General features: G+C 66.4%; 24 protein-coding genes and 1 tRNA gene. 14 read left to right on the top strand and 11 right to left on the bottom strand.

Annotated elements, in window-relative coordinates; translation table 11 throughout:
* Window positions 1-18 precede the first annotated feature (18 nt).
* Together QOJ24_RS19870 and orn are read right to left on the bottom strand one after the other, a co-directional pair.
* Window positions 19-91, bottom strand: a tRNA-His gene (locus tag QOJ24_RS19870).
* Between the two features lie 39 nt (window positions 92-130).
* Window positions 131-778: an oligoribonuclease gene (gene orn, locus QOJ24_RS19865; protein WP_526264349.1), complete on the bottom strand. Its 648-nt coding sequence runs from the start codon at window positions 776-778 to the stop codon at window positions 131-133.
* 80 nt (window positions 779-858) lie between these two features.
* Here orn and QOJ24_RS19860 point away from each other — a divergent pair, with 80 nt between their 5' ends.
* Window positions 859-2,463 (top strand): helicase HerA-like domain-containing protein, encoded by a 1,605-nt coding sequence (locus tag QOJ24_RS19860; RefSeq protein ID WP_526264310.1) that lies wholly within the window; start codon window positions 859-861, stop codon window positions 2,461-2,463.
* Between the two features lie 78 nt (window positions 2,464-2,541).
* On the opposite strand, the gene cmrA is transcribed toward QOJ24_RS19860, so the two are convergent.
* Window positions 2,542-3,348 carry a mycolate reductase gene (cmrA, locus tag QOJ24_RS19855; RefSeq protein WP_526264309.1) on the bottom strand — a complete coding sequence of 269 codons (807 nt, stop codon included), beginning with the start codon at window positions 3,346-3,348 and terminating at the stop codon, window positions 2,542-2,544.
* Window positions 3,349-3,376: 28 nt separating this feature from the next.
* On the opposite strand from cmrA, the gene QOJ24_RS19850 reads away from it, so the two are divergent.
* Window positions 3,377-4,693, top strand: coding sequence for an MFS transporter (locus QOJ24_RS19850; RefSeq protein WP_526264347.1), 1,317 nt, complete (start codon window positions 3,377-3,379; stop codon window positions 4,691-4,693).
* On the opposite strand, the gene QOJ24_RS19845 is transcribed toward QOJ24_RS19850, so the two are convergent.
* Window positions 4,690-5,484, bottom strand: coding sequence for an MmpS family transport accessory protein (locus QOJ24_RS19845; RefSeq protein WP_526264307.1), 795 nt, complete (start codon window positions 5,482-5,484; stop codon window positions 4,690-4,692). The two genes, QOJ24_RS19850 and QOJ24_RS19845, sit on opposite strands and share 4 nt — an antisense overlap.
* Window positions 5,485-5,584: 100 nt before the next feature.
* Between QOJ24_RS19845 and QOJ24_RS19840 the strand changes: the two genes are divergently transcribed.
* From QOJ24_RS19840 to QOJ24_RS19830, 3 genes are all read left to right on the top strand, one after another.
* Window positions 5,585-7,462 carry an alpha/beta hydrolase family protein gene (locus QOJ24_RS19840; protein WP_526264345.1) on the top strand — a complete coding sequence of 626 codons (1,878 nt, stop codon included), beginning with the start codon at window positions 5,585-5,587 and terminating at the stop codon, window positions 7,460-7,462.
* A 92-nt stretch (window positions 7,463-7,554) separates the two neighbouring features.
* Window positions 7,555-7,770 carry a hypothetical protein gene (locus tag QOJ24_RS19835; protein WP_526264343.1) on the top strand — a complete coding sequence of 72 codons (216 nt, stop codon included), beginning with the start codon at window positions 7,555-7,557 and terminating at the stop codon, window positions 7,768-7,770.
* A gap of 43 nt (window positions 7,771-7,813) precedes the next feature.
* Window positions 7,814-7,969, top strand: a complete 156-nt coding sequence (locus QOJ24_RS19830; RefSeq protein WP_526264305.1) for a hypothetical protein — start codon at window positions 7,814-7,816, stop codon at window positions 7,967-7,969.
* Between the two features lie 13 nt (window positions 7,970-7,982).
* Here QOJ24_RS19830 and QOJ24_RS19825 read toward each other — a convergent pair whose 3' ends face one another.
* Window positions 7,983-8,636, bottom strand: coding sequence for an SACE_7040 family transcriptional regulator (locus tag QOJ24_RS19825; RefSeq protein ID WP_526264303.1), 654 nt, complete (start codon window positions 8,634-8,636; stop codon window positions 7,983-7,985).
* A gap of 96 nt (window positions 8,637-8,732) precedes the next feature.
* Between QOJ24_RS19825 and QOJ24_RS19820 the strand changes: the two genes are divergently transcribed.
* The 8 genes from QOJ24_RS19820 to QOJ24_RS19785 all read left to right on the top strand — a co-directional run bounded on the left by QOJ24_RS19820 (window position 8,733) and on the right by QOJ24_RS19785 (window position 18,293).
* Window positions 8,733-10,286 (top strand): carboxyl transferase domain-containing protein, encoded by a 1,554-nt coding sequence (locus QOJ24_RS19820; protein ID WP_526264301.1) that lies wholly within the window; start codon window positions 8,733-8,735, stop codon window positions 10,284-10,286.
* Window positions 10,287-10,382: 96 nt separating this feature from the next.
* Entirely contained in the window at window positions 10,383-12,371 is a 1,989-nt protein-coding gene (locus tag QOJ24_RS19815) for an acetyl-CoA carboxylase biotin carboxylase subunit (RefSeq protein WP_526264299.1), read from the top strand.
* Window positions 12,368-13,528, top strand: a complete 1,161-nt coding sequence (locus QOJ24_RS19810) for an acyl-CoA dehydrogenase family protein (RefSeq protein WP_526264297.1) — start codon at window positions 12,368-12,370, stop codon at window positions 13,526-13,528. The genes QOJ24_RS19815 and QOJ24_RS19810 overlap by 4 nt, the downstream gene beginning before the upstream one ends.
* Window positions 13,525-14,013: a MaoC family dehydratase gene (locus QOJ24_RS19805; RefSeq protein ID WP_526264295.1), complete on the top strand. Its 489-nt coding sequence runs from the start codon at window positions 13,525-13,527 to the stop codon at window positions 14,011-14,013. Before QOJ24_RS19810 ends, QOJ24_RS19805 begins: the two co-directional genes overlap by 4 nt.
* Window positions 14,013-14,831 (top strand): HpcH/HpaI aldolase/citrate lyase family protein, encoded by an 819-nt coding sequence (locus QOJ24_RS19800; protein WP_526264293.1) that lies wholly within the window; start codon window positions 14,013-14,015, stop codon window positions 14,829-14,831. Before QOJ24_RS19805 ends, QOJ24_RS19800 begins: the two co-directional genes overlap by 1 nt.
* Window positions 14,832-14,930: 99 nt before the next feature.
* Window positions 14,931-16,031 carry a pyruvate dehydrogenase (acetyl-transferring) E1 component subunit alpha gene (gene pdhA / locus QOJ24_RS19795; RefSeq protein ID WP_526264291.1) on the top strand — a complete coding sequence of 367 codons (1,101 nt, stop codon included), beginning with the start codon at window positions 14,931-14,933 and terminating at the stop codon, window positions 16,029-16,031.
* Window position 16,032: 1 nt separating this feature from the next.
* Window positions 16,033-17,088, top strand: a complete 1,056-nt coding sequence (locus tag QOJ24_RS19790; protein WP_526264289.1) for an alpha-ketoacid dehydrogenase subunit beta — start codon at window positions 16,033-16,035, stop codon at window positions 17,086-17,088.
* Window positions 17,085-18,293 (top strand): 2-oxo acid dehydrogenase subunit E2, encoded by a 1,209-nt coding sequence (locus QOJ24_RS19785; RefSeq protein WP_526264287.1) that lies wholly within the window; start codon window positions 17,085-17,087, stop codon window positions 18,291-18,293. The genes QOJ24_RS19790 and QOJ24_RS19785 overlap by 4 nt, the downstream gene beginning before the upstream one ends.
* Before the next feature lie 2 nt (window positions 18,294-18,295).
* Here QOJ24_RS19785 and QOJ24_RS19780 read toward each other — a convergent pair whose 3' ends face one another.
* From QOJ24_RS19780 to QOJ24_RS19770, 3 genes are all read right to left on the bottom strand, one after another.
* The gene (locus QOJ24_RS19780) at window positions 18,296-19,048 is read right to left on the bottom strand and encodes an enoyl-CoA hydratase (protein WP_526264285.1); all 753 of its coding nucleotides are present in this window, start codon (window positions 19,046-19,048) and stop codon (window positions 18,296-18,298) included.
* Window positions 19,049-19,068: 20 nt separating this feature from the next.
* Window positions 19,069-19,476 (bottom strand): hypothetical protein, encoded by a 408-nt coding sequence (locus QOJ24_RS19775; protein ID WP_526264283.1) that lies wholly within the window; start codon window positions 19,474-19,476, stop codon window positions 19,069-19,071.
* A gap of 99 nt (window positions 19,477-19,575) precedes the next feature.
* Window positions 19,576-20,376, bottom strand: a complete 801-nt coding sequence (locus QOJ24_RS19770; protein ID WP_526264281.1) for a M15 family metallopeptidase — start codon at window positions 20,374-20,376, stop codon at window positions 19,576-19,578.
* Between the two features lie 47 nt (window positions 20,377-20,423).
* Here QOJ24_RS19770 and QOJ24_RS19765 point away from each other — a divergent pair, with 47 nt between their 5' ends.
* Window positions 20,424-21,227: a PHP domain-containing protein gene (locus QOJ24_RS19765; RefSeq protein WP_526264279.1), complete on the top strand. Its 804-nt coding sequence runs from the start codon at window positions 20,424-20,426 to the stop codon at window positions 21,225-21,227.
* A 15-nt stretch (window positions 21,228-21,242) separates the two neighbouring features.
* Here the strand turns inward: QOJ24_RS19765 and QOJ24_RS19760 are convergent, their stop codons facing one another.
* The 3 genes from QOJ24_RS19760 to QOJ24_RS19750 form a co-directional block, all read right to left on the bottom strand.
* Window positions 21,243-22,193 (bottom strand): lytic transglycosylase domain-containing protein, encoded by a 951-nt coding sequence (locus QOJ24_RS19760; RefSeq protein WP_526264277.1) that lies wholly within the window; start codon window positions 22,191-22,193, stop codon window positions 21,243-21,245.
* A gap of 17 nt (window positions 22,194-22,210) precedes the next feature.
* A complete protein-coding gene (locus QOJ24_RS19755) occupies window positions 22,211-23,041 on the bottom strand; it encodes an LLM class F420-dependent oxidoreductase (protein WP_526264275.1) in 831 nt (276 codons plus the stop codon).
* Between the two features lie 129 nt (window positions 23,042-23,170).
* A complete protein-coding gene (locus QOJ24_RS19750) occupies window positions 23,171-25,099 on the bottom strand; it encodes an ArnT family glycosyltransferase (protein WP_526264273.1) in 1,929 nt (642 codons plus the stop codon).
* Window positions 25,100-25,125: the final 26 nt, after the last annotated feature.

The raw sequence follows: 25,125 nt of genomic DNA, 5'->3' as shown, positions 1-25,125 counted from the left end.
GCCCTCCGACTTCTGCGGGGTGGCTGACGGGACTCGAACCCGCGACAGCCAGGATCACAACCTGGTGCTCTACCAACTGAACTACAGCCACCATCGCCGCTGACCCCACGGGCACTGCGGCGTGTCGATATTAGCCGCTTGGGCGCTCGGCAGCCGAATCGATTTGGTCGTCGTCGGACGCCGGCGGGCTCAGTTCGGCCGATATCGCGGCGATATCGCTGGTCGACGGCCCGGGCGGGGTGACGAACGCGGTCCGCCGGTAGTACTGCAACTCGCGGATCGACTCATGGATATCGGCCAACGCGCGATGCGCCAGCCCCTTCTCCGGCTGGCCGAAATAGATGCGCGGAAACCAGCGCCTGCACAGCTCCTTGATGGAGCTGACGTCGATCATCCGGTAGTGCAGGAAGTCGTCGAGCCCAGGCATGTCGCGCGCGATGAAGCCGCGGTCGGTGGCGATCGAGTTGCCGGCAAGGGGAGCCGTCTTGGCTTGTTTGACGTGGCCGCGGATGTAGTCCAGCACCATCTGCTCGGCGGCAGGCACGTCGACCGTCGATGCCCGCACCTCTTCGGTGAGCCCCGATCGGTCGTGCATCTGGGTGACCACCTCGATCATGCCCGACAGTGCTTCGTCGGGTGCGTGGATGACCACGTCGAGGCCTTCGCCCAGGATGTTGAGGTCGGCATCGGTCACCAGGACCGCGATTTCAATGAGCCGGTCGGATTTCAGGTCCAGTCCGGTCATCTCACAGTCGATCCACACGAGTTCGTCACGCACAGCAATCAACAGTAGGCCCACACCCACCGACTGGCCCACCACACCCACCGCGGTGGTGCTCGCACAGTACTGTTCGGTCCATGACGACCGAGTCAACCGCTTCACCTGCCCAGCAGATCGCCGCCGGATACGAAGTCGAGGGTCAGGCGCTTGAACTGGGCACTGTCGTCGTTGACGGCAGCGTAGATCCCACTGCGCAAGTGCGCATTCCATTGGCCACCGTCAACCGCCACGGCCTCGTCGCGGGTGCGACCGGCACCGGCAAGACGAAGACGCTGCAGGTGCTCGCCGAGCAGCTGTCCGCCGCAGGCGTTCCGGTGATGATGGCCGACGTCAAGGGCGACCTCTCCGGGCTGTCCCGACCGGGCGAGACAAGCGACAAGACAACGCAGCGCGCCAAGGACACCGGCGACGATTGGACGCCGACCGCCTTCCCCGTCGAGTTCCTGTCGTTGGGAACATCGGGGATCGGTGTGCCCGTCCGCGCTACGATCTCCAGCTTCGGGCCGATCTTGCTGTCAAAGGTGCTGGACCTCAACGCTACTCAGGAGTCGACGCTGGGTCTGATCTTCCATTGGGCCGACCAGAAAGGCCTGTCGCTGCTGGATTTGAAGGATCTGCGTGCGGTCATCCAATTCCTCACCAGCGATGAGGGCAAGCCCGAGCTGAAGAACCTCGGTGCGGTGTCGCCGACGACTGCGGGCGTCATCCTGCGCGCGCTGGTCAACCTCGAGGCTGAGGGCGCGGACACCTTCTTCGGCGAGCCCGAACTGGAGCCCAAGGACCTGCTGCGCCTCGACCCGCAGGGCCGCGGAATCATCAGCCTGCTCGAGCTCGGTGACCAGGCCGCCAGGCCGGTGATGTTCTCGACGTTCTTGATGTGGGTCCTTGCCGACCTCTTCACCACGCTGCCCGAGATCGGCGACGTCGACAAGCCGAAGTTGGTGTTCTTCTTCGACGAGGCGCATCTGCTGTTCACCGACGCGTCCAAGGCCTTCCTCGAGCAGGTCGAGCAGACCGTGAAACTGATCCGGTCCAAGGGCGTTGGTGTCTTCTTCTGCACACAGCTGCCCACCGACGTGCCCAACAACGTGCTCAGTCAGCTCGGTGCCCGTATCCAGCACGCGCTGCGCGCTTTCACTCCCGACGACCAGAAGGCGCTCTCCAAGACCGTCCGCACGTACCCGAAAACCACTGTTTACGACCTGGAATCGGCATTGACGTCGCTGGGTATCGGCGAGGCGATCGTCACGGTGCTTTCGGAAAAGGGTGCGCCGACGCCGGTGGCGTGGACGCGGATGCGCGCACCGCGTTCGCTGATGGACACCATTGGTCCCGACGCGATCAAGGCTGCCGCACAGGCCAGCCCGCTGCAGGCCGAGTACGGCCAGACGATCGACGGCGACTCGGCCTACGAACGACTGAACGCGCGACTCGCACCGCCAGAGCAGCAGCCGCAGACAGCCAACGACCCGTCGCTGCCGCCGCCGGTCTATGTGCCGCCGCAACCTAGCGGTGAGGCCAGTGCCGAAGGCACGGTGACGGCGCGGAAGTCCGTCGAGCCCGGCATGTTCGACAAGATGATGAGCAGCCCCGCATTCAAGAGCGCGATGCGTTCGGCGGGCACGGTCATCGGTCGCGAGATCACCCGCAGCATCTTCGGCACCGGCCGCCGCCGCCGCTGACTAGCTCCCGCGAAACGGAATTCCAGCACCAAAAGTTCGAGTAGGGCGGTGCTGGAATTCCGTTTCGCGATGGAGAAGCTAATCGCCGCCGAGCTTCTTGTAGACCGCGCCGACTATCGGGCTGACGATCGCGCGGGGAGCGTAACCGCTCGCCACCGACATCGCCTTCGACGTGACACCGGGCACGACCCGCATCTTGTTGCGCTCCAACGCATCCAGCGACAGCTTCGCGGTGTATTCGGTCGAGATCCACAGGAAGTCCGGGATCAGCTTCTCCACCAACGTCTGCTCGTGCTCGACGGGTAAGGTCTCGCGGACCGGGCCCGGCGCCAGCACCGTCACATTCACGCCTGCGCGCTTGAGCTCGCCGCGCAGCGACTCGCTGAATGTGTTGACGAACGCCTTGGTTGCGGCGTACGTCGCGTTGTTCGGAATCGGCGAATTGCCCGCCGCCGAACCGGAAATCAGGATCCCGCCTGCTCCGCGTTCGACCATGCCGGGCAGCACGGCAAGCACGAGGTCGTGCACGCCGAGCACATTCAGTTGGACCTGCGCCTTCTCGTCGGCCGGATCCAGCTTGGCGACGGGCCCGAACGTCGCAGTTCCGGCGTTGGCGCACAGAATCGAGATGTCACGGCCGGCCAACTCCTCCGCCAGCTTCGTTCGCTCGGTCGGATCGGCGAGGTCGACGGGGCGCACCTCGACGACGACGCCGTACTTGTCGGTGATCCGCTCGGCCAACGTCCGCAGTACGTCCTCACGCCTCGCGGTGATGATCAGGTGATGCCCTCGGGCGGCGAGTTCGATGGCCAGCGCCTCGCCGATGTTCTGCGACGCACCTGTGACGACTGCGCGGGCATCCGGGCTGGGTGCGGGTACAGGCATGGGCCGGACTATATCGTGGGCGACCGTGATGCAAACGCGGCCGCCTGGGCAACCTGCACGGCGGTCGCAGGTCCTGGCTTGGGGACTGTGGGACGTCGGCGCGACGGGTGTCAACGCGATCGTCACGACATTCGTCTTCTCGGTCTACCTCACGAGCACGGTCGGCGACGACCTGCCCGGAGGGACCACACCGCAGAGCTGGCTGTTCCGGGCACTGGCCGCCGCCGGTCTGGTGGTGGCGGTGCTGGCACCACTCACCGGCGTCTGGGTCGACGCGCCGTGGCGGCGCCGTGGTGTGCTCGCGTTGCTGAGCGCGGCCGTGATGCTGCTCACCGCATCGATGAGCCTGGTCCGCGACGATTACCACTATCTGTGGCTCGGCCTGATTCTGCTTGGCGGCACCGCCGCGTGCGCCGAGCTCTCGACAGTGCCCTACAACGCGATGATGCGTCAGCTCTCGACGCCTCAGACCTCAGGCCGTATCTCCGGATTCGGTTCCGGCATGGGCTATTCCGGCAGTGTCATGCTGCTGCTGATCGTCTATGTCGGCGTCATCGCGGGCGACGGCGATACCCGGGGGCTGCTCGGCATCCCAGCCGCCGACGGCCAGAATGTGCGGGCGGCCATGCTGCTCGCCGCCGTGTGGTTCGCGCTGTTCGCGCTGCCCATCTTCTTCGCGGTGCCCTCGCCGCCGCGTCAGCCCGCCGACGCGGGGGAGGGCGTCGGCCTCGTCGGCGCCTACCGCAAACTGTGGCGCGAGATCGTCGGCGAATGGCGCCGCGACCACAACATCGTCTACTACCTGTTCGCCAGCGCGGTATTTCGCGACGGCCTGACCGGAGTGTTCTCGTTCGGCGCCGTCCTCGGCGTCAGCGCCTACGGGATATCGAGTGCCAACGTCCTGTTGTTCGGCGTGAGCGCGAGCGTCATCGCCGCCCTCGGTGCCTTTGTCGGGGGTCTCATCGACGACCGGGTCGGATCCAAGCCGGTGATCCTCGGGTCGTTGGCATCGATGATCGCGATCTCAATGGTGCTCTGGTCACTGTCGGGCCCGCTCGGCTTCTGGGTCTGCGGGCTGTTGCTCTGCCTGTTCGTCGGGCCGACACAGTCATCGGCGCGCACCCTGATGCTGCGGATGTCGACCGAGGGAAAGGAAGGCGTCACGTTCGGTCTCTACACGACGACCGGCCGTGCGGTGTCCTTCCTCGCGCCATTCCTGATCTCGGTGTGCATCGACTGGTTCGGCACGGTGCGGGCAGGCATCGGTGGTCTGGTGCTGGTACTGGCCGCGGGCATGGTGATGATGGCGCTGGTCCACGCGCCGCACCGGGTTCCGGCGCGCTAGCGGACGGCGGTGCAGATCGTCAGGCCATTACCGGTGTTCGACTCAACCACGACGCCGTTGACCGTCACCGAGCAGGACACCTGCCTGCCCACATTGATGATCGTCAGGCTCGCGGAATCCTTTGCAGGAGTTGGCAAGTCAGCTTGCTTGCGCCACGGCAACAGGACGTTGAACTCCGTCTGCAGCACGCTGCCGGTGTCGACGTACGTGATGTTGATGGCCCTGCCGGTTCCGGTGACTTCATATAGCACCGACTCGGTCGCGCCTGGGCTCGCCGACTCGCTGGGCGGGGTGGCGCTCGGCGTCGGCACCGGGACGATCGGGGGAAGCGGCCGCAGCGACGTCGTCGACGAAGGCGTTCGAGAGGTCGAGGTCGAAGGCGCCGGCATCGGCGGCGGCGCAACGACCGTGTCCTGCTTCGAGCTGTTGACGACGACGAGGGCGATCACCAGGCCGACGACCAGGAACACCGCGACTGCGGCCGCCACCCACAGCCACCGCGGCGACTTGGGCTTTTCCGGGCCCTCCGGCGGCTCGCCGGGAGCATATGGCTGGCCATATTGCCCGGTGCCGTATTGGCCCGACGTGTACGGGTCGTAGCCGTACTGGCCGGTCGTGTACGGGTCGTAGCCGTATGGCGGCAGTTGCCGGGTGGGATCAGGTCCCTGAGGTGCCTGGTAGGCGGGTGGATACGGGGGCTGGCCTGAATACGCCGGATCGGGATATGCGGGATAGGTATAGCCCGACGGTTGTATCGGCTCGGGGCCTTCGCCTCGTGGTGTATTCGTCATACCCACCTCATGGCTGAAGGGTACCTGCGTGACGACGGGTGGCCCTCGGCCAACGGATAAGCAGAACGCTTATAAGGCGGCCCGTGGCAAGCTGATATCGATGACGCAGACGGTGCGCACGAACTACGGCGCGTCGCTGTCGCCGGACGCGACAGCGTTCGCGCACCTCGTCGACGAGGGCGGATACCCGCGGGCGGTTCAACGTTTTCTTCGCGGCTGGCGCGCGAGTTCATCACGAGACGTCGAGTTGCCCGTAGAGGGCCCGGTCAACCGCGTCATCCACTCTGCCGACGGGCATTGGCTGGCTTGCGAAGTCGCTCCTGACGGCGGCACCCGCAGCCAGATATGGGTCGTCACCACCGATCCTGATGACCGCGCCGCACGGCGAATCGACATGTGGCTGCCGGGCTCGCCGGAGGGCACCGCCGAGCTCATCGGTTGGGACGGTATACAAGTCGCCGCGATTCTCACCGGCGAAGACGGCATCGGTAGTTCCTGTCTGATCGACCCCGCCGACGGCACCACGACCATCCTCGATCGGCGGTCGGGCGGCCGGCTCGTCGACGCCTGGGCGGGCGCCGTACTGGTGCGCGTGGGCCCGCGCGGCTACCGGGATCTGATCATGCTGCGCGGGCTGACTGAAATCGCCCTGCTGCCATACGATCCCGGGTCGACGACCGACACCGGCGTCATCCTCGACGACCAGCATCCCCGGCGCCTGCGTGCGGGCCTGGAAGGGGAGATGTTCGAGCTGTACCAACCGGCGAAGATTTATGGACCCAACGCCACGCAAGGCTACGTGCGTGCCCTGATCCGTAGTGAGAACGGCACGGACCACGCCCGTCTCCTCGAGGTGACGACGACCGCCAACGGGGTCTCTTACCAGGTCGTTGCCGAACGCCCCGGATATGAACTCGACGAATTCGTCGTCAGCGACGACCTGTCGACGGTAGCGCTGCTATGGAACATTAACGGCGGCAGTGAGTTACAGATACTCGAATATGCCGACTACACCTTGCACGAGCCGATACCGCTTCCCGGCATGGTGGCCTCCGAACTGACCATCAGCGCAGGCGGGTCCATGGTGGCGATGACGGTCGAGAGCCCGGACAAGCCGCGCACCGTGGAACTCGTCGAGCCGCGTACCAGGGAGTGGGAGCCCATCGACCCCGAGCCGAGCAGGGGGCCGCTGTCAGCGCCGCCGACGCTCGAGACCATCACCGCCCGCGACGGGTTGACGTTCACCGGCTGGCTGTTCCGTCCACCGGACGGGGTCGACCCGATCGGGGCGATGATGTTTCTGCACGGCGGGCCCGAGGGACAGGGCAGGCCCGGGTACAACGAGTTCTTCCCGCCGCTTCTGGAAGCGGGCATCACTGTCTTTCTGCCAAATGTCCGCGGGTCAGGGGGATTCGGTCGGTCGTTCATGCATGCCGACGACCGCGAAAAGCGCTTCGCAGCCATCGACGACGTCGCCGACGTCGCATTGTTTCTGGCTCACCGCGGCCTAGCGCCCGCCGACCGTATAGCCTGTTGCGGCTGGTCCTACGGCGGATACCTGACCCAGGCGGCGTTGACATTTCACCCGCAGCTGTTCGCGGCAGGCATCAGCATCTGCGGGATGAGCGATCTGAATACGTGGTACCGCAACACCGAGCCGTGGATCGCAGCGGCGGCATATTCCAAGTACGGCCACCCGGTGAGCGACCGGGAACTGCTCGACCAGCTGTCCCCTTTGCTCCGCGCGCACGCGTTGACCGCCCCACTGCTGCTGGTGCACGGACTCAACGACACCAACGTCCCGCCGAGTGAGTCGCAACAGATGTACGACGCTTTGCGGATATTGGGCCGCAGCGTCGAGCAACTGCTGTTCGAGGACGACGGTCACGAGATCGACAAGCGCGAGAATCGAACCGTACTGGTCAAGGCGATGGGTGAGTGGCTCACCACGGCGTTTGCATCGAGCCCGAACTCCTGAACGATTCAAGATCAAATTGACGCGTTTACTGGAATTGTCCCTTGGGTAAAACTCTCCTGCGCCAAAGCGGCGCTCAACAGGAGGAGGCCAGCATGCGTGGTGGCGGAATTCTCGGCGTAATTGTCTTGGTTTGGTTGCTGATCGGTGTAGTGGCGGCCTACCAGAGGGATTACTTCAAGACCGACGCAAACAATTGCGCTACGGCGGGAACCATCGCGTTAACGGTCGTAGCCGGGCCGTTGAACTACGCGGGCGCGAACCCGAAGGTGGCGGATTGCGACGTCAAACTGCCTAAGCCCAGCCAGTAGTCAACGGGCTGTTATCAATTCATCTGATCGAATGGAGTGAGCGATGATCGTCCTTGGAGTGATCCTCCTGATACTGGGGATCCTTTTCGGTATCTCGGTGCTGACCTATATCGGCGTCGTGCTGATCGTTATCGGCGCCGTGTTCTGGATTCTCGGAGCCACCGGCCGCGCTGTTGGTGGTCGAAAAGTCTGGTATTAGCGTCTACTAACGACTAGACGCCGCTTCGGCCGGCTGAGGACAGGGCCGCGATCGTCATCTTTCTCAAGATCGCTCGCGAGCTGGAAACTGCTCCTTGGCCGGCCGATTTGGCTGTGGCCGGCCGGACGCTGTGCGGCGTTGAGTTCAACAGGCCGAAGACGGCGTGCGCCATCAGTCGCGCGCCGGCAGCATCAGCGGCGCGGTTCAGTCGGAGGAGAACGTCCACCCACACCTCCACATACTGCCTCTGGGCCTTGCGGACCTGACGCTTCGCGCGCTCGGGCAGATATTCCAGATCGCGGTCCTGGATGCGGATCAGGTCGGACTCGCCCAGCGCGAAGTCGAGGTGGAAGTCGATCAGTCCGTCCAGCGCGGTCGCACCATCGGGTGCTTCGGCGACAACGGTGTTCGCCCCCGCGAGCAACCGGGTGCTGATCCCCACGAGCAGTTCGACCAGAAGCGCTTCCTTATTGGGGAAGTGCCGGTAGATCGCGGGCCCGCTGACACCTGCGGCGGCACCGATGTCCTCGAGTCGCACAGCGAGAAAGCCTCGCTCGGCGATCAGCCGTTCCGCCGCCGCGATCAGCTTGTCGCGGCGGTCGGACTTCGCCTTGCTGCGGCTGGTTCGAGACGGCGCGGAAGCAGACCCGGAAGCAGGGAGGGACAAGGTCTTACCCCCATCGCGCTGGTGGACATTTCGGTTAATCGTCACTAACATCCTACGAGTTAGTCGTGATTAACTCAACCAAGGCGGGCAGTGCCGATGACAGCGACGTTGCAGTCCAGCCGCGAGCAACATCTGCAGCTCGTCGCGCAATTGCGGGAGAAGATGGCCGCTGCCGCGCTCGGCGGGTCGGCCAAATCCCGCGAACGCCACGTCAGCCGCGGCAAGCTACTGCCGAGGGATCGGGTGGACGGGCTTCTGGACCCCGGCAGCCCCCTGCTCGAAATGTCGGCCCTTGCCGCCGACGGTATGTACGACGACGAGTGTCCCGGTGCAGGCATCATCGTCGGCATCGGCCGGGTGTCTGGGCGCGAATGCATGATCGTCGCCAACGACGCGACCGTCAAAGGCGGCACCTACTACCCGATTACGGTCAAGAAGCATCTGCGCGCCCAGGAAATTGCCCGGCAGAACCGGCTGCCCTGCATCTATCTCGTCGACTCGGGGGGCGCGTTCCTGCCGCGACAGGATGAGGTTTTCCCCGACCGCGACCATTTCGGCCGCATCTTCTACAACCAGGCGACAATGAGCGCCGACGGCATCCCGCAGATCGCCGCGGTGCTCGGCTCGTGCACCGCGGGCGGCGCGTACGTACCCGCGATGAGCGACGAAGCGGTCATTGTCCGCAACCAGGGCACGATCTTCTTGGGTGGGCCGCCGCTGGTGAAGGCGGCGACCGGCGAAGTGGTGACAGCCGAGGACCTCGGCGGCGGTGACCTGCACTCGAAGACCTCCGGCGTCACCGACCACCTGGCCCATGACGACCGCGACGCGCTGCGGATCGTGCGACGCATCGTCTCGACGCTCGGGCCGCGACTAGATCCGCCGTGGAACGTCGCCCCGACCGTCGACGCGGTGGCCGACCAGAGTGAGCTCTACGACATCGTTCCCGTGGACGCGCGGGTGCCCTACGACGTACACGAGGTGATCACACGAGTCGTCGACGGCGGTGAATTCGCCGAGTTCAAGGCCGAATACGGGTCGACGCTCGTCACCGGGTTCGCTCGTATTCACGGCCATCCGGTCGGCATCATTGCCAACAACGGGGTGTTGTTCTCCGAATCGGCCTTGAAGGGCGCGCATTTCATCGAGTTGTGCGACAAACGGATGGTGCCGCTTCTGTTCCTGCAGAACATCTCGGGCTTCATGGTGGGCCGCGACTACGAGGCAGGCGGCATCGCCAAGCACGGAGCCAAGATGGTGACCGCCGTTGCGTGTGCGCGGGTCCCGAAGCTCACCGTCGTCATAGGCGGTTCCTACGGCGCGGGTAACTACTCGATGTGCGGGCGCGCGTATTCGCCCCGCTTCCTGTGGATGTGGCCGAATGCCAGGATCTCGGTGATGGGCGGTGAACAGGCTGCGTCGGTGCTGGCCACGGTCCGCGGCGAGATGACACCCGAGCAGGAGGAGGAGTTCAAAGCCCCGATCCGCGCGCAATACGAAAGCCAGGGCAACCCCTACTATTCGACCGCACGCCTGTGGGACGACGGCGTCATTGACCCCGCTGACACCAGAACCGTTGTCGGGTTGGCACTTTCAGTGGTGGGCCAGGCTCCGGTCGAGCCCGTCTCCTATGGCGTTTTCCGGATGTGATGTGGTGATTCCCGCTTCGGTCCTACCCTCCGCTCCTCGCTGCGTTCCTCGCTTCGCTGCGGTACTCGCTGCGATGCTCAGGAAGGACCTCCGCTCATGACCTTCAACACTGTTCTGGTGGCTAACCGCGGCGAGATCGCCGTGCGGGTGATCCGCACGCTACGGCAGATGGGCATCCGCTCGGTCGCAGTTTTCAGTGACGCGGACGCCGACGCCCGCCATGTCGCCGAGGCAGACGTCGCTGTCGGTATCGGGCCCGCTCCCGCGCGGCAGAGCTACCTCAACATCGACGCGGTCGTCGACGCCGCCCGCCGCACCGGCGCCCAGGCGGTCCATCCGGGTTACGGATTCCTCTCGGAGAACGCCGAATTCGCCGCTGCGCTGGAGACGGCGGGCATCGCGTTCATCGGACCGCCTGTCAAGGCGATCCAGACGATGGGTGACAAGATCGCCGCCAAGACGACGGTATCGGCGTTCGGCGTACCGGTTGTGCCGGGCATCGCACGGCCCGGCCTCACCGACGAAGACCTGATCACGGCGGCGGGCGACATCGGCTATCCGGTGCTGGTCAAGCCGTCGGCCGGCGGTGGCGGCAAGGGCATGCGGGTCGTGCATGAACCGTCGGAGTTGGCGGCCGCTCTGGTCAGTGCGCGACGCGAGGCCGGCGCGGCATTCGGCGACGACACCCTGTTCCTCGAGCGATTCGTGTTGAGCCCCCGCCACATCGAGGTCCAGGTGCTCGCAGACGGCTACGGCAACGTCGTCCACCTCGGCGAACGAGAATGCAGCCTTCAGCGCCGCCACCAGAAGGTGATCGAGGAGGCGCCGTCGCCCCTGTTGGACGCCGCGACGCGGGCGCGCATCGGCGCTGCTGCCTGCGATACCGCGCGCAGTGTCGACTACACCGGCGCGGGCACCGTCGAGTTCATCGTGTCTGCCGACCGGCCCGACGAGTTCTTCTTCATGGAGATGAACACCCGTCTGCAGGTGGAGCATCCGGTCACTGAAATGGTCACCGGCGTCGACCTCGTCGAATTGCAGGTGCGCGTCGCCGCGGGCGAGAAGCTGCCGATCGCGCAGGACGACATCACGATGACCGGGCACGCCATCGAAGCCCGCGTCTACGCCGAGGATCCCGCGAACGGCTTCCTGCCGACCGGTGGCACGGTGATCGATCTCACCGAGCCCCATGGCCCGGGTGTGCGCGTCGACTCGGGGCTCAGGGCGGGCACGTTCGTCGGCAGCGACTACGACCCGATGCTGGCCAAGGTCGTCGCGCACGCCGCCGATCGCTCGGCCGCGCTGCGCGCGCTGGACCGTGCATTGGCCGGCACCGCCGTCTTGGGGGTGACGACGAACGTCGAGTTCCTGCGGTTCCTGCTGGCCGATCCCGATGTCGTGGCGGGCCGGCTCGACACCGGGCTGTTGGACCGCAGGACAACGGATTTCGCGCCGCTGCAACCGGGTGACGACGAGCTGATCGCCGCCGCGGCATACAAGTGGGTGCGCAGCTGGCCGGTGCCGGAAGGCAACCTGTGGGAGGTGCCGTCGGGCTGGCGAATTGGGCAGCACGGTCCGGCGGTCGCCCGTTTGCACGCAGGTGCGCGCACCGATCACGTGTACCTGATCGGAAGGCCGCAGGCAGCGACCGCTGTGGTCGAAGACGGTGAAGCGCGCACCTTCACAGTGAGTCTGGATGGCGACCGGCTGGTGGTGACGCTCGACGGGTTGCGTACCGATTACCTCGTCGCCGCGGCAGACGGCCAGATCTGGTTGGCACGGGCAGGGCTCACCGCAGTGGTCGTCGAGGTACGCGAGGCGCCGGTTAGACCCGACGACGAACACACCGGCGACGCTGAACTCGTCAGCCCCATGCCGGGATCCGTTGTCGCGGTGGGAGTCGAGGACGGCGCCGATGTCGATGCGGGCGCCGTCGTCGTCGCGGTCGAGGCGATGAAGATGGAGCACGCGCTGACCGCACCGGTCGCCGGTGTGGTGGAACTCCTCGTCGCCGTCGGCGACCAGGTCAAGGTGGGCCAACCGCTGGCCCGAATAACAGCGATTGAGGAAGCGAAGCAGTCATGAGTGAGTTTCTGGCCACCGGGATGCTGCCCGACCATTACGAGCAGCTCGCCAAGACGGTGCGGGATTTCGCGCAGAGCGTCGTGGCTCCCGTCGCCGCCAAGCACGACGAAGAGCACTCGTTCCCATACGAGGTCGTGTCGGGCATGGCCGACATGGGACTGTTCGGGCTGCCGTTCCCCGAGGAGTACGGCGGCATGGGCGGCGATTACTTCGCGCTGTGCCTCGCACTCGAAGAGCTCGGCAAGGTCGACCAGAGCGTCGCCATCACGCTGGAGGCCGGCGTGTCGCTCGGCGCGATGCCGGTGTACCGGTTCGGCAACGAGGAGCAGAAGCAGGAGTGGTTGCCGCTGTTGGCAAGCGGTAAGGCGCTGGGCGCATTCGGACTGACCGAGGCGGGCGGTGGAACCGACGCGGGCGCGACCAAGACGACGGCGAAACTCGATGACGGGCACTGGGTCATCAACGGCAGCAAGCAGTTCATCACCAACTCCGGCACCGACATCACCAAATTGGTGACGGTCACCGCGGTCACCGGGGAAGCCGATGGCAGAAAAGAGATCTCGTCGATTCTGGTGCCGGTGCCCTCCGAGGGCTTCACCGCCGAACCTGCCTATAACAAAGTCGGTTGGAATGCCTCTGACACCCACCCGTTGAGCTTCGACGACGTTCGGGTGCCCGCCGAGAACCTGTTGGGCGAGCGCGGGCGGGGCTATGCCAACTTCCTGCGCATCCTCGACGAGGGCCGCATCGCGATCGCCGCCTTGTCTGTCGGCGCCGCACAGGGCTGCGTCGACGAATGCGTGAAGTACGCGAAGGAACGAGAGGCATTCGGCGCGGCGATCGGCACGTATCAGGCCATCTCCTTCAAGATTGCGCGGATGGAGGCGCGGGCATATGCGGCACGAACGGCCTACTACGACGCCGCCGCACTCATGCTGGCGGGCAAGCCCTTCAAGAAGGCCGCCGCAATCGCCAAGCTCGTCGCCAGTGAAGCCGCGATGGACAATGCGCGCGACGCGACACAGGTGTTCGGCGGATACGGCTACATGAACGAATACCCGGTCGCACGGCACTACCGCGACAGCAAGATTCTCGAAATCGGTGAAGGAACAACCGAAGTCCAGCTGATGTTGATCGCCCGCGAGGCTGGGCTGTGACCGACAAGAAGGTCGTCACCCAACGTGGCCTGTGGTTCGAGGAGTTCGAGCCGGGCGTGGTCTATCAGCATCGGCCGGGGCGCACCATCACCGAAGCCGACAACGTCCTGTTCACCACGCTGACGATGAACACGCAGGCACTGCACCTGGATGCCGCATTCTCCGACGCGCTGCCGCCGTTCAACCAGCGCCTGGTGAACTCGATGCTCACGCTGTCGACGCTCGTCGGACTATCGGTGGCGCAACTGACCCAGGGCACGATCGTCGGCAACCTCGGCTTCGGCGAGGTCGCGTTCCCGAAACCGCTTTTTCACGGCGACACGCTCTACGCCGAGACCGAGGTCACCGACAAGCGCGAATCCAAGAGTCGTCCGGGCGAGGGCATCGTCACCTTCGCCCACACCGGCCGCAACCAGCACGGCGACATCGTGGCGACCGCATCGCGAAAAACGATGGTGCGCAAAGGGCCTGAGGGAGACGCATAGTGGCACTGGGAATCAACGGGCCTGGCTGGTTGTTCTGCCCGGCCGACCGCCCGGAACGCTTCGGGAAGGCCGCGGCCGCAGCCGATGTGGCGATCCTCGACCTCGAAGACGGTGTCGCGGCGAAAGACCGGGACGAGGCCCGCGCTGCGCTGATCGACAACCCGTTGGACCCGGACCGCACCGTCGTCAGGATCAACCCCACCGCCACGGCCGACCACGCGCCGGACCTGGACGCGCTCGCCAAGACGGCGTACACGACCGTGATGCTGGCCAAGACCGAGGACCCGCAGCAGATCCGCGACCTGGCGCCGCTGGACGTCGTGGTGTTGATCGAGACACCACTGGGTGCGGTGATGGTGAACGAACTGGCGCGCATGGACAACGCATTCGCGCTCATGTGGGGCGCCGAGGACCTGTTCGCGGCGACCGGCGGCACTGCGAACCGGTGGCCCGACGGCGGCTATCGCGATGTCGCCAGGCACGTCCGGTCGCAGGCGTTGCTGGCGGCAAAGGCCTACGGGCGGATGGCGCTGGACTCGGTGTACCTCGACATCAGGAACCTCGACGGGCTGCGGACCGAAGCCGATGACGCCGTCGCGGTCGGTTTCGACGCCAAGGTGGCGATCCATCCGACACAGGTCGCAGTCATTCGGGAGGCCTACGCACCAAGCGATTACCAGGTGGATTGGGCGCGACGAGTGCTCGACACGGCGCGCGGTGAACGAGGCGTCTTCCAATTCGAGGGCATAATGGTGGATGCCCCAGTGCTGAGGCGAGCAGAGCGCATCGTCCAGCTAGCGCCACACCCTGGCACCTAGCCGGAAGCCCCTTACCAGGGGTTTTGCTCTGACGCCTCCGTGCTGAGCACCTCAGTCGCCTGTCGGCGCGATCCGCCGTCAGTGACCCTAGGAGGCGGTATGGCACGGTTCGTCCAGGCACCCCTGACGTCGTTCGATGTCGAGTTGGAGCCGATTCAACTGGTCGCTCCCGACGGGACGCCGACCGCTGAGACCCGGTACCGCCGAGATATTCCTCCCGAGACGCTCGGCTGGCTCTACGAGCTGATGGCCGTCACCCGCGCGCTCGACGCGGAATTCGTCAACCTGCAGCGACAGGGCGAGCTCGCGCTGTTCGCGTCATGCCGCGGTCAGGAGGCCGCGCAGATCGGCTCGGCTGCGTGCCTGCGCAAGACCGACTGGCTGTTCCCGCAGTACCGGGAGATCGGCGCGTTCCTGGTGCGGGGCATCACCCCGGCGCAGATGGGCGCGGTGTGGCGAGGCCGATGGCACGGCGGGCTTGGGTTCACCGAGAAGTGCGTCGCGCCGATCGCGATCCCGATCGGCACCCACGGTTTGCACGCGGTGGGGGCGGCGATGGCCGCGCAGCGGCTCGGCGAAGGTTCGGTGACCGTTGCCTATCTCGGCGACGGTGCGATGAGCGAGGGCGACGCCCACGAAGCGCTCAACCTGGCCGCCGTGTTCAAGGCGCCGTGCGTGTTCTTCGTGCAGAACAACCAGTGGGCGATCTCGGTTCCGGTCAGCAAGCAGCAGGCCGGCCCGTCGATCGCGCACCGCGCGATCGGCTACGGGATGCCCGGCATCCGCGTCGACGGAAACGACGTGCTCGCCTGCCAAGCGGTGATGGCCGAAGCCGGTCAACGCGCCCGCGAGGGGCGCGGCCCGACGCTGATCGAAGCGGTCACCTACCGGCTCGGACCGCACACCACTTCCGACGACCCGACCCGCTATCGGTCGCAGGAAGAGGTCGACAAGTGGGCGGCGCTGGATCCGATCCCGCGCTACCGCACCTACTTACAGAACATCGACGTGTGGACCAAGCGGCTGGAACACCGCGTTGAAACCCGGGCCGCGCGGCTGTGCGCGGAACTACGCGACGCCGTCATCAACACGCCCGACATGGATATCGGCGACCTGTTCGACACGGTGTACGCCGACATCACCCCGACGCTGCAATCCCAGCGCGACCAGATGATGGCCGAGCTGGCGAAGGAGGCGTGACATGACTCAGATCATCGAGCGGCCCGCTGACTACGGGGACGACGCACATGAACCCGCGCTGTTCACGCCGGTACCGACGACGACGTGCCTGACGATGGTGCAGGCGATCAACCGGGCGCTGCACGACGCGATGGCGGCCGACGACCGGGTTCTGGTCTTCGGCCAGGATGTGGCGACGCTCGGCGGCGTCTTCCGCGTCACCGAGGGTCTCAACGAAACCTTCGGCGACGGAAGGTGTTTCGATACCCCGCTGGCGGAGTCGGCGATCATCGGCGTCGCAGTCGGTCTCGCGATCCGCGGCTTCGTGCCGGTCCCCGAGATCCAGTTCGACGGGTTCTCCTACCCAGCGTTCGACCAGATGGTCAGTCACCTGGCGAAGTACCGTGTGCGCACCCACGGCGACGTGGACATGCCCGTCACGATCCGGATCCCGTCGTTCGGCGGAATCGGCGCGGTCGAACACCATTCCGAATCCACCGAAACGTATTGGGCGCACACCGCAGGCCTGAAGGTGGTGGTGCCGTCGACTCCGTCGGACGCCTACTGGCTGCTGCGGCATTCGATCGCCAGCCGGGACCCGGTCGTGTTCCTGGAGCCCAAGCGGCGCTACTGGGCGCGCGAGAACGTCGACACCGTCACGCCCGGCTTGCCCATCGGTCGTGCCGCGGTACGACGCATCGGCGACGACGTCACCGTGCTCACCTACGGCGGATTGGTCCAAACTGCTTTGGCCGCAGCGGATTTAGCCGCGGATCACTACGGCTGGAGCCTGGAGGTCGTGGATCTGCGCTCGCTCAACCCGCTCGACTTCGACACGATCGCGGAGTCGGTGCGCAAAACCGGACGCGCCGTCGTCGTTCATGAGGGTGCCCGCACCCTTGGCTTCGGCGCGGAGTTGGCGGCGCGCGTCCAGGAGGAGCTGTTCTACGACCTGGAGGCACCGGTCCTGCGCGCAACCGGTTTCGACACCCCGTATCCACCCGCGCGGCTCGAGAAGCTCTGGCTACCCGGCGTCGACCGACTGATCGACTGCGTCGAGAAAGCGATGAGCGCATGACAAGCCCAGACAGTTTGCGCGACTTCCTGGTTCCGGATCTCGGCGAGGGCCTCGAGGACGCGACGATCACCAGCTGGAGTGTCGAGGTCGGCGACGACGTCGAACTCAACCAGACGCTGTGCACGGTGGAGACCAACAAGGCCGAAGTGGAGATACCCAGCCCCTATGCGGGACGCATCGTCGAACTCGGTGGTGCAGACGGCGAAACGCTGGCCGTCGGTGCGTTGCTGGCGCGCATCGCAACGGATGCACCGGCGCCCGCTCGGACTGATGAGCGGCCGAAACGCAAACCCGTACTCGTCGGCTACGGCACCGACGACGAGATGGACGCCAGTCGGCGGGCACCGGTCTCAGACGGCACACGGCCGCGTGCCAAGCCTCCGGTGCGCAAGCTCGCCGCCGACCTGCATGTCGACCTGGCCTCGCTGGCGCCGGGTTCCGGTCAGGACGGCATCGTCACCCGCGAGGATGTTCTTGCGGCCGCAGAGACGTCGAGACCTGACTCGGACACCGTCGACGTGCATGGTGTGCAGGCGACGATGGCGCAGCGAATGACGTTGTCACGAAGCAAGATTCCGGATGCGCATGCGAGTGTCCAGGTCGACTGTTCGGCTCTTCTGCGGGTACGCGACCGGCTGCGGGACGCTGTCGGTGATGACGGCCCGCCGATCACGGCGTTTGTTCTGACGCTTCGGCTGTTGACGATCGCGCTGACCCGTCACCCGATGTTCAACTCGACATGGGTGGACACTGCCGGTGGACCGCACATCCACGTCCATTCGGCCGTGCACCTGGGATTCGGCGTCGCGGCGCCGCGTGGGCTGCTCGTGCCGGTCGTCAAGGACGCGCAGGACAAGTCGACGCGGGAGTTGGCGGCGACGGTGTCGCGGCTCATCGAGCAGGCACGCGCGGGCACCGTCAAACCGGTTGAGCTGCAGGGCTCCACGTTCACGGTGTCGAACTTCGGCGCGCTCGGGTTGGACGAGGGCGTGCCCATCATCAACTATCCCGAGGCCGCCATCCTGGGCATGGGGTCGTTGAAGGCGCGGCCGGTCGTGGTCGACGATGCCGTGGTCGCTCGGCCGACGATGACGCTGACGTGCGCCTTCGACCACCGTATCGCCGATGGTGCGCAGGTCGCGTCGTTGCTCGGCGAGCTGAAGCGATTGATCGAGTCGCCGGAGCTGGCGCTGCTCGACAGTTAGCGCTACCTGCGCTTGGCGGCGGCCAGCCGCTCGGCGAACTCCGGCGAAAGAATCGACGTCGCTTGTGGTTTCAGCTCGGTATCGACGGCGATCCGGTGCTGGTCGAGGTCGATCGAACCCGGGTTGGCGGTCGCACGCATGGAGGCCTTGGTGGCGAGCACTACCTCGCGCGGTGCTGCCGCGGGCCCGGCGGCCAACTCTTTAGCCGCGGCGACGGGATCCTCGGCGACGTCGAGCGCAAGGCCGTACCGTACGGCGGCCTCGGCGTCGAAGCGCATCCCGAACAGCAGCGAGGCCCGGGCCGCCTGCACGCCGACCGCACGCTGCAACATCCACGTCGCGCCGCCGCCGGGATGGATGCCGAGCTTTTGGAAGCGCGGATCGAAGATGGCCGCCGGCCCTGCGATGCGCACATCGGCGGCGAGCGCGAGGTTGAGCCCGGCTCCGATGGCGGCACCGTTGACGGCCGCGATCGTGGGAAGCGTGCAGTTCGCCACGGCGAGGAAGCCGTCGTAGATCGTCCGCAGGCCGTCCTCGGTCGCCTCGCCGAGCGCGGTCAGGTCGGCGCCTGCGCAGAACGCCTTGCCCGCACCGGTGACGATGAGGGCGTGCACGTCGGTGTTCGCCTCGGCCGCGTCGACGGCCGCACGCAGCCCAGCTGATATCTCGGCGGTGACGGCGTTGCGGCGCTCTGGATCGTTGATGGTGATCAGCGCGACGTGGTTTTCGACCTGCACAAGGACGTGATCAGACATCGGCTCAGGCTAGTGATCGCCTACAGGGTCGCGGTGATGGGCCCGAGGATCTGGCAGTTGTCCGCGGGCAGGGTGGGGACGATGATGCCGCAGCCGCGGCCCCGGGATGAGTAGGTGGCGCCGGGTTGGTAGGGCTGGGAGTAGAAGGCCTGTGCGGTGTCGGTGCCCTGCATGCACGATCCACCCTGCTGACCGGCAAGCTCCACACACGCCACGCTCTGGTAGGGACTGGCCGCGATGCCGCACACCACCGAGGTGATGGTGGCCGTCACCTTGCTGACGCCGTCGACCTGCACGACCTGCGGGGGCGACAAGGTGAAGCCGCACGGCGGCGGAGGCATGGGCTCGGCTTGCGCGGCGGTGGCGCCGATGACGCCCGCCATCGCCAGGGTCAACGTTGCCGACATAGCCATGACGAGCCGGATCATCTCTCGATGGTAGATCAGCCGCGGCGCCTCAGACTTCGACTTCTGCAGGACGGTTGTGGTCTCCCAGGCGGCACGACCCTCCTGCAGAAATCGGCGGGCCTACGCAGCAGGCAACGACGACGGGTCGACGGGGAAGTCGAAATAGGTTTCCGGGTACGCCTCGGGCTTGAGGGTGTAGTGCCACCACTCGTTCTCGTAGTTCATCAAGCCCTGCTTCTCCATGCCGTCCTTGAGCAGTAGCCGGTTCTTGAGCTGGTCGCCCTGCACCCGCGGGTCGAGGGTGTGTGCCAGCGTGTCGAAGCAGTCGTAGCCGGTGCCCATGTCGAGCGAGCTGTCGGGGAAGCGGAGCGGCTGCGGCGCGGTGCAGTCGATGAGCGGCTCGCCGGGTTGGTACGGCCGCGTCTCCTGCGCCGGCATCGGCACCAGGGTGAGGTCCATGGTGCTGCCGCGGCTATGACCCGATTGCTCGGCGATGTAACCGTCGGCGAAGAGCGCCGTCTTGTCCACCCGTGGGTAGAACTCGGCCTTCATCCGTTGGTCGTCGAGATCCTTCGCCCAGGCCACGAAGTCGTTGACCGCCCGCTGCGGCCGGTAGCAGTCGTAGACCTTGAGGGTGTGGCCGGCTTCAAGGAACTCCTGCTGCGCGCGGCGCAGCGCCTCGGCCGTCGACCGGGTCAGGATGCACATCGGCGCGAGGTATCCGTCGACGGGGTCGCCGGTGAAGTTGTGCGGCGTGAAGTAGCGGATCTCCTGCAGGATCGTCGGGTCGACGTCGGCGAGTGAGACGAAATCCTGCGGCGCCGTGGGTTGCGCCGCCACATTCGGGGCCGACATCGTGGCGGCGGCCGCCACGAGTGCCGCGCAGGCGAAGAGCCGCGAGGCGATCGACGTGATGGTCATGCGCTCCACAGTAAAAGGTAGTGATAGGTCCCAACTAGCGTTGGGGCGTGGACAAGACGCCGCCTCCCGACAATCACGTCCACACCCGGTGGTCATGGGACACCGCCTCTAGCTCGACGATGCGGCTTGCCTGCGCGCGCGCCGTCGAGCTGGGCCTGCCGGGGCTGGCGTTCACCGAGCACGTGGACTTCACAGACTGGGTACTCGCGGACGGCCGGCGGGTGGCGCCGCTCGACGTCGAGGGTTACCTGGCCGACGTTGCCCGGTGCCGAGACGAGTTTCCGGAACTGCGGATCCTGGCCGGCATCGAAGCGGGCGAGCCGCACCTCTTTCCCGGCGATGTGAGTGCTGTGCTGTCCGCCGGTAACTTCGAGCGTGTGCTCGGCAGCCTTCACGGAATCGACGTCGACGGCACGTTAAGTGCAATCGGCCGAACGCTGTTCGCGGCCACCGATCCACATGAGCTGATGCGAAGGTACTTCGCCGAACTCGACGTCCTCGTCGGCGGGTCATCGGTATTCAATGTGCTGGCGCACTGCGACTACCCGCGGCGCTACTGGCCCGCCGAACGCGTTGGCGCGTACGACGACTCGGACTTCGAAGAGGAGTATCGGACGGTGTTCAGGACGTTGGCGTCGTCGGGCCGTGCGCTGGAGATCAACACACGCAGCCCGATGGCGTCGGTGTCGCAGCTGCGGTGGTGGTGGGAAGAGGGAGGCGATGCGGTGTCGTTCGGCAGCGACGCGCACGACGCTTTCCGGGTGGGCGAGCGGTTCGACGTCGCGGTTGATGTGGCGGAGGCCGCCGGCTTCAGAGCGGGGCGGGACCGGTTCGACTTCTGGCGGCGCTGAGCCAATTGCGACGCGTCACTGCGGGTGGGTCGCGAGGTACTCCTGGACCGCGACCGGTGTCGACGATGCGTACCCGATGGGCAGCAGCAGATCACCCGCGGTCGTCTTGACGTAGACCTCCCAGCGGTAGAAGCCGGTGAATGCTGGGGGGTCGACGGCAAGGACCGCCGCGTAATCGTTGACAGCGCGCACGTATTGGGCGGCGTGGTTGTACTGATAGATGGCCTGGTCGTGGTTGCCGGCGAAGCCGTTGGCCGCCAGGTAACGGCCGGCTGCCAAAATACTGTCGCGCGGCGAGTAGATGTCGCCGCCGTCGCCGTAGCCGGCGAATGTCGACGGCAGGAACTGCATGGGGCCCTGGGCGCCTGCGCTGCTCGGCCCGACGACGCTGCCCAACCGGGTCTCGACCAAGTTGATCGCGGCAAGGTAGTTCCAACCGACGCCGGAGGCCGCTTCCGCCTCGCGGTAGTACCCCAGCAACTCGTCGGGCGGCGCCGGTGCCACGATGCGCCAGGCCGGGACCGTGTCCCGCGTCTCCGCCATCGCGGTGAGCTGTCGGCGCGCGTCGACGTTGAGGTCGTAGACCTGCTGCAGTGCGGCCGGTATCCGCGGACGGGCGATCGCATCCAACTGGCTGTCGCGCCCGATTGCGCGGTAGGCCGCCTGCTGTCGGCGCGCCGCTGCCTGAAGTGCCGCCTCGGGTGTCGACGGGTCACGGAGTGCCTGTTCGTCGGCGACCAGGTCGTCGGCCAGCTGAGCCGGATCCGACGCAAGAACGGGCTGCGCGCCCGAAGGTTTGGCCGTCTCGTCGTCCAGCGGGGCCACGGTGGGAGGTGCGGACGGTGCCGTGCTCAGGGCCGTGGTCGGCGCGGGCGACGCCGCCGGAGCTGGGGTGTTGTACGTGCAGCCGGCGAGTGCGAGTCCGATCGCGGCGAGCGCCAGAGACGTACCCCGTGTTTGGCTCACCGCACGAAGCGTATGTCCTAGGCGCGGTACTTTTCGACCGCGGCGGCGTACTTGTCGAGCAGCCGCAGGGACTCGTCCTCCGGTTTCGTCGGCAGCAGAAGTCCCACACGTCCGTAGCCGAGATCTTCCAGGCCGCGCCAGTAGTCGGGGTCGACAGGCGTGCCGAACGTGGCCAACGGCACGTCGTGGCCGGCGTTGTCGCGCATCTGATCTATGCGCTTCTTCAAATGCTCGATCGGGCTGGGGTTCGATATCCAGCCCGCGTTGTGCCTGATCACTCGCTTGACGGTGGCGTTCGAGTCGCCGCCGATGAAGATCGGCGGATGAGGCGTCTGCACCGGCTTGGGCCGCAGGAAGGACGCGTCGAAATCGACGTAGCGCCCGTGGTATTCGGCCGGCTCGTCGGTCCACAGCGCCTTGATGGCCTCGATGCGCTCGTCGAGCAGGGCGCCGCGCGTCTTCGGGTCGGTCCCGTGATTGCTCAGCTCCTCGATATTCCAGCCTGCGCCCACCCCGAGTACGAAACGGCCACCCGAGATCAGGTCGATGCTCGCGGCCTCTTTCGCCGTGATGATGGGGTCGCGCTGGATGAGCAGCGCGATACCGGTGATCAGTTCGATCCTCGACGTCACAGCGGCGGCCGCCGCGAGCGTGACGAACGGGTCGAGCGTGCGGTAGTAGATCGACGGCAGGTCGCCCCCCATCGGGTATGCGGACTCGCGGCTCGCCGGAATGTGTGTGTGCTCGGCGATCGCCAGCGATTCGAAGCCCCGCTCTTCGATTGCGCGCGCCAACGTCACCGTGTCGATGGTGTCGTCGTTGACGAACGTCGAGATTCCAAACTTCACTGCCGCCTCCTTGGTGCGCTCACTGCCACGTTCCGACGCTGACGACGCTACGGCTATTCCGCGAGGTGGGTGCGGGCGTCGGAATAGGCCGGTCACCGTCGCCACCCAACAATCGAGCGCGTGCCGCCTTCAATGACGCGGTGCGGAAAGGTCGTACACGGTCGCGGTACCGACGTTCAACGGCACGAAATTCGCGGCGACCCACCGCGCGATGTCCGTGTGCGCGCGACCGCGACCCGGGCCGTGGGTGGTGTCGGGTGCGATGTAGTAGCCGATTCGGTGGTTGGTCACGTCGTCCTGGAACTGGCTGAGCGAGGGCACAGGATCCGAACCGGAGAAACCGCCGATCGCCATCACCGCGGTGTTGGTTGCTAGCTCCAGGCCCGCCGCCGCCGATGATCCGTTGATCGCCGCCGACCACTGCGTGTGCGTGCCCTCTAGTAGGTCGTGCAGTTGGGCGTTGTCCGTGTCGGTGGTCCAGCCACCGCGTCCGAAGCCGCCGCTTGTCTCCACCGATGGCCCGACCGTCGCGCCTCCGCCTTCATGGGACTGGCCGATGGTGGCGAACGTGTACGAGGCAGATCCTGCGCCCGCGACGACGACGGCGGCCGCGAGGCAGACCTCGGCCACCCGCCGACGGTTCTGCGAACTGAGCGCTACCAGGAGTGCGATGGCGGCGGCGATGGTCAGGGCCAGGATCATCCATCGCAACGCAGGCATCCAGTCCGCGTTGCGGCCGAGGAGCCACCAGCTCCACGTGCCTGTCGCGAGAACCATTGCGGCCAAGGCGCTTCGACCGAATACCGTGTGGCGCACCCGCCACGCCTCGCTGCCGCCGATGGCGACCAGCCCTGCCATCGCGGGCGCCACCGACAGGCAGTAGTAGGGATGCGCCATGCCCTTCATGTAGCTGAGCACCAATCCGTCGATCAGCAGCCAGCCGCCGAAGAGGATGGCGCCGCCGCGGGTGAGATCGGCGCGCCGTGCCCGTCGGCGCGTCACGACGACCACCACCGCCGCGAGCAGAGCGGCGGGGAGCAGCCAGCCGATCTCGAAGCCGAACTCCCCGGAGAACAGCCGCCCGATGCCCGGGTCTGCCCCGCCGAATTGGCTGAAGCCGCCGTGACGCGCCCCCGATACGCGGACGGTGGATCCCAGGGCGGAACCGATCGACGGACCGAACATGAACGCGCCGCCGTGGTCGCGGCCGAGCACCCGCGCCAGGCCGTTGTACCCGAGGACCAGGTTCATGAAGTTGTTGTCGGTCGAACCGGCGAGATAGGGGCGCGACGAGGCGGGCCACAGCAGCGTCAGCAATACGAACCAGCCCGCAGAAGCCAGGCATGCCAGGGCGGCCAACGCCAGGTCCAGGAGTCGCCGCCGAACCGTCGTGGGCGCGACCACCAGGTAGGCCAGCCCGATCGCCGGTGCCACCATCAGCCCCTCCAGCATCTTCGCCAGAAATGCGAAGCCGAGTGCCGCGCCGGCCAACGCGAGCCACTTGGCGCCGGCCCGCTCCAAAGCCCGCACCGTGCAGTAGGCGGCTGCCGTCATGAGCAGCACCATGACGGCGTCGGGGTTGTTGTATCGGAACATCAGCGCCACAACGGGGGTCAGGGCGAACAACGCGCCCGCGAGCAGGCCCGCGTTCCCCCCCGCGGTCCGCCGCACCGCCGCGTAGAGCAACGCGACGCTTGCCACGGCCATCAGCGCTTGCGGTACGAGCATGCTTGCGCTGCTGAAGCCGAAAATCTGGCCGGACAGTCCCATCACCCACTGAGACACCGGAGGCTTGTCCACGGTGATGAAGTTGTCGGGATCGACCGATCCGAATAGCAGCGCCTCCCAATTCTTCGAACCCGCCTGCGCGGCGCCGGCGTAGAACTGGTTGCCCATGCCGTTGACCGTGATGTTCCACAGGTAGGTGATCGCCGTGGCGGCCAACAGAACGGCGAGCGCGACGCGACGGCGACCCACGCCGCCGATGCGACGCCGGACGCGAACGGGAATCTCGCCTGCCGTGTCAGCAGCGGGGGGTGCCTCCAACGTCGAAGTCATAGCATCATTGGCGCATCGCAGTTGAT

This window comes from Mycobacterium sp., from assembly GCF_032159775.1.
Taxonomy (GTDB): Bacteria; Actinomycetota; Actinomycetes; order Mycobacteriales; family Mycobacteriaceae; genus Mycobacterium.
This window is presented reverse-complemented; position numbering and strand designations above follow the sequence as displayed.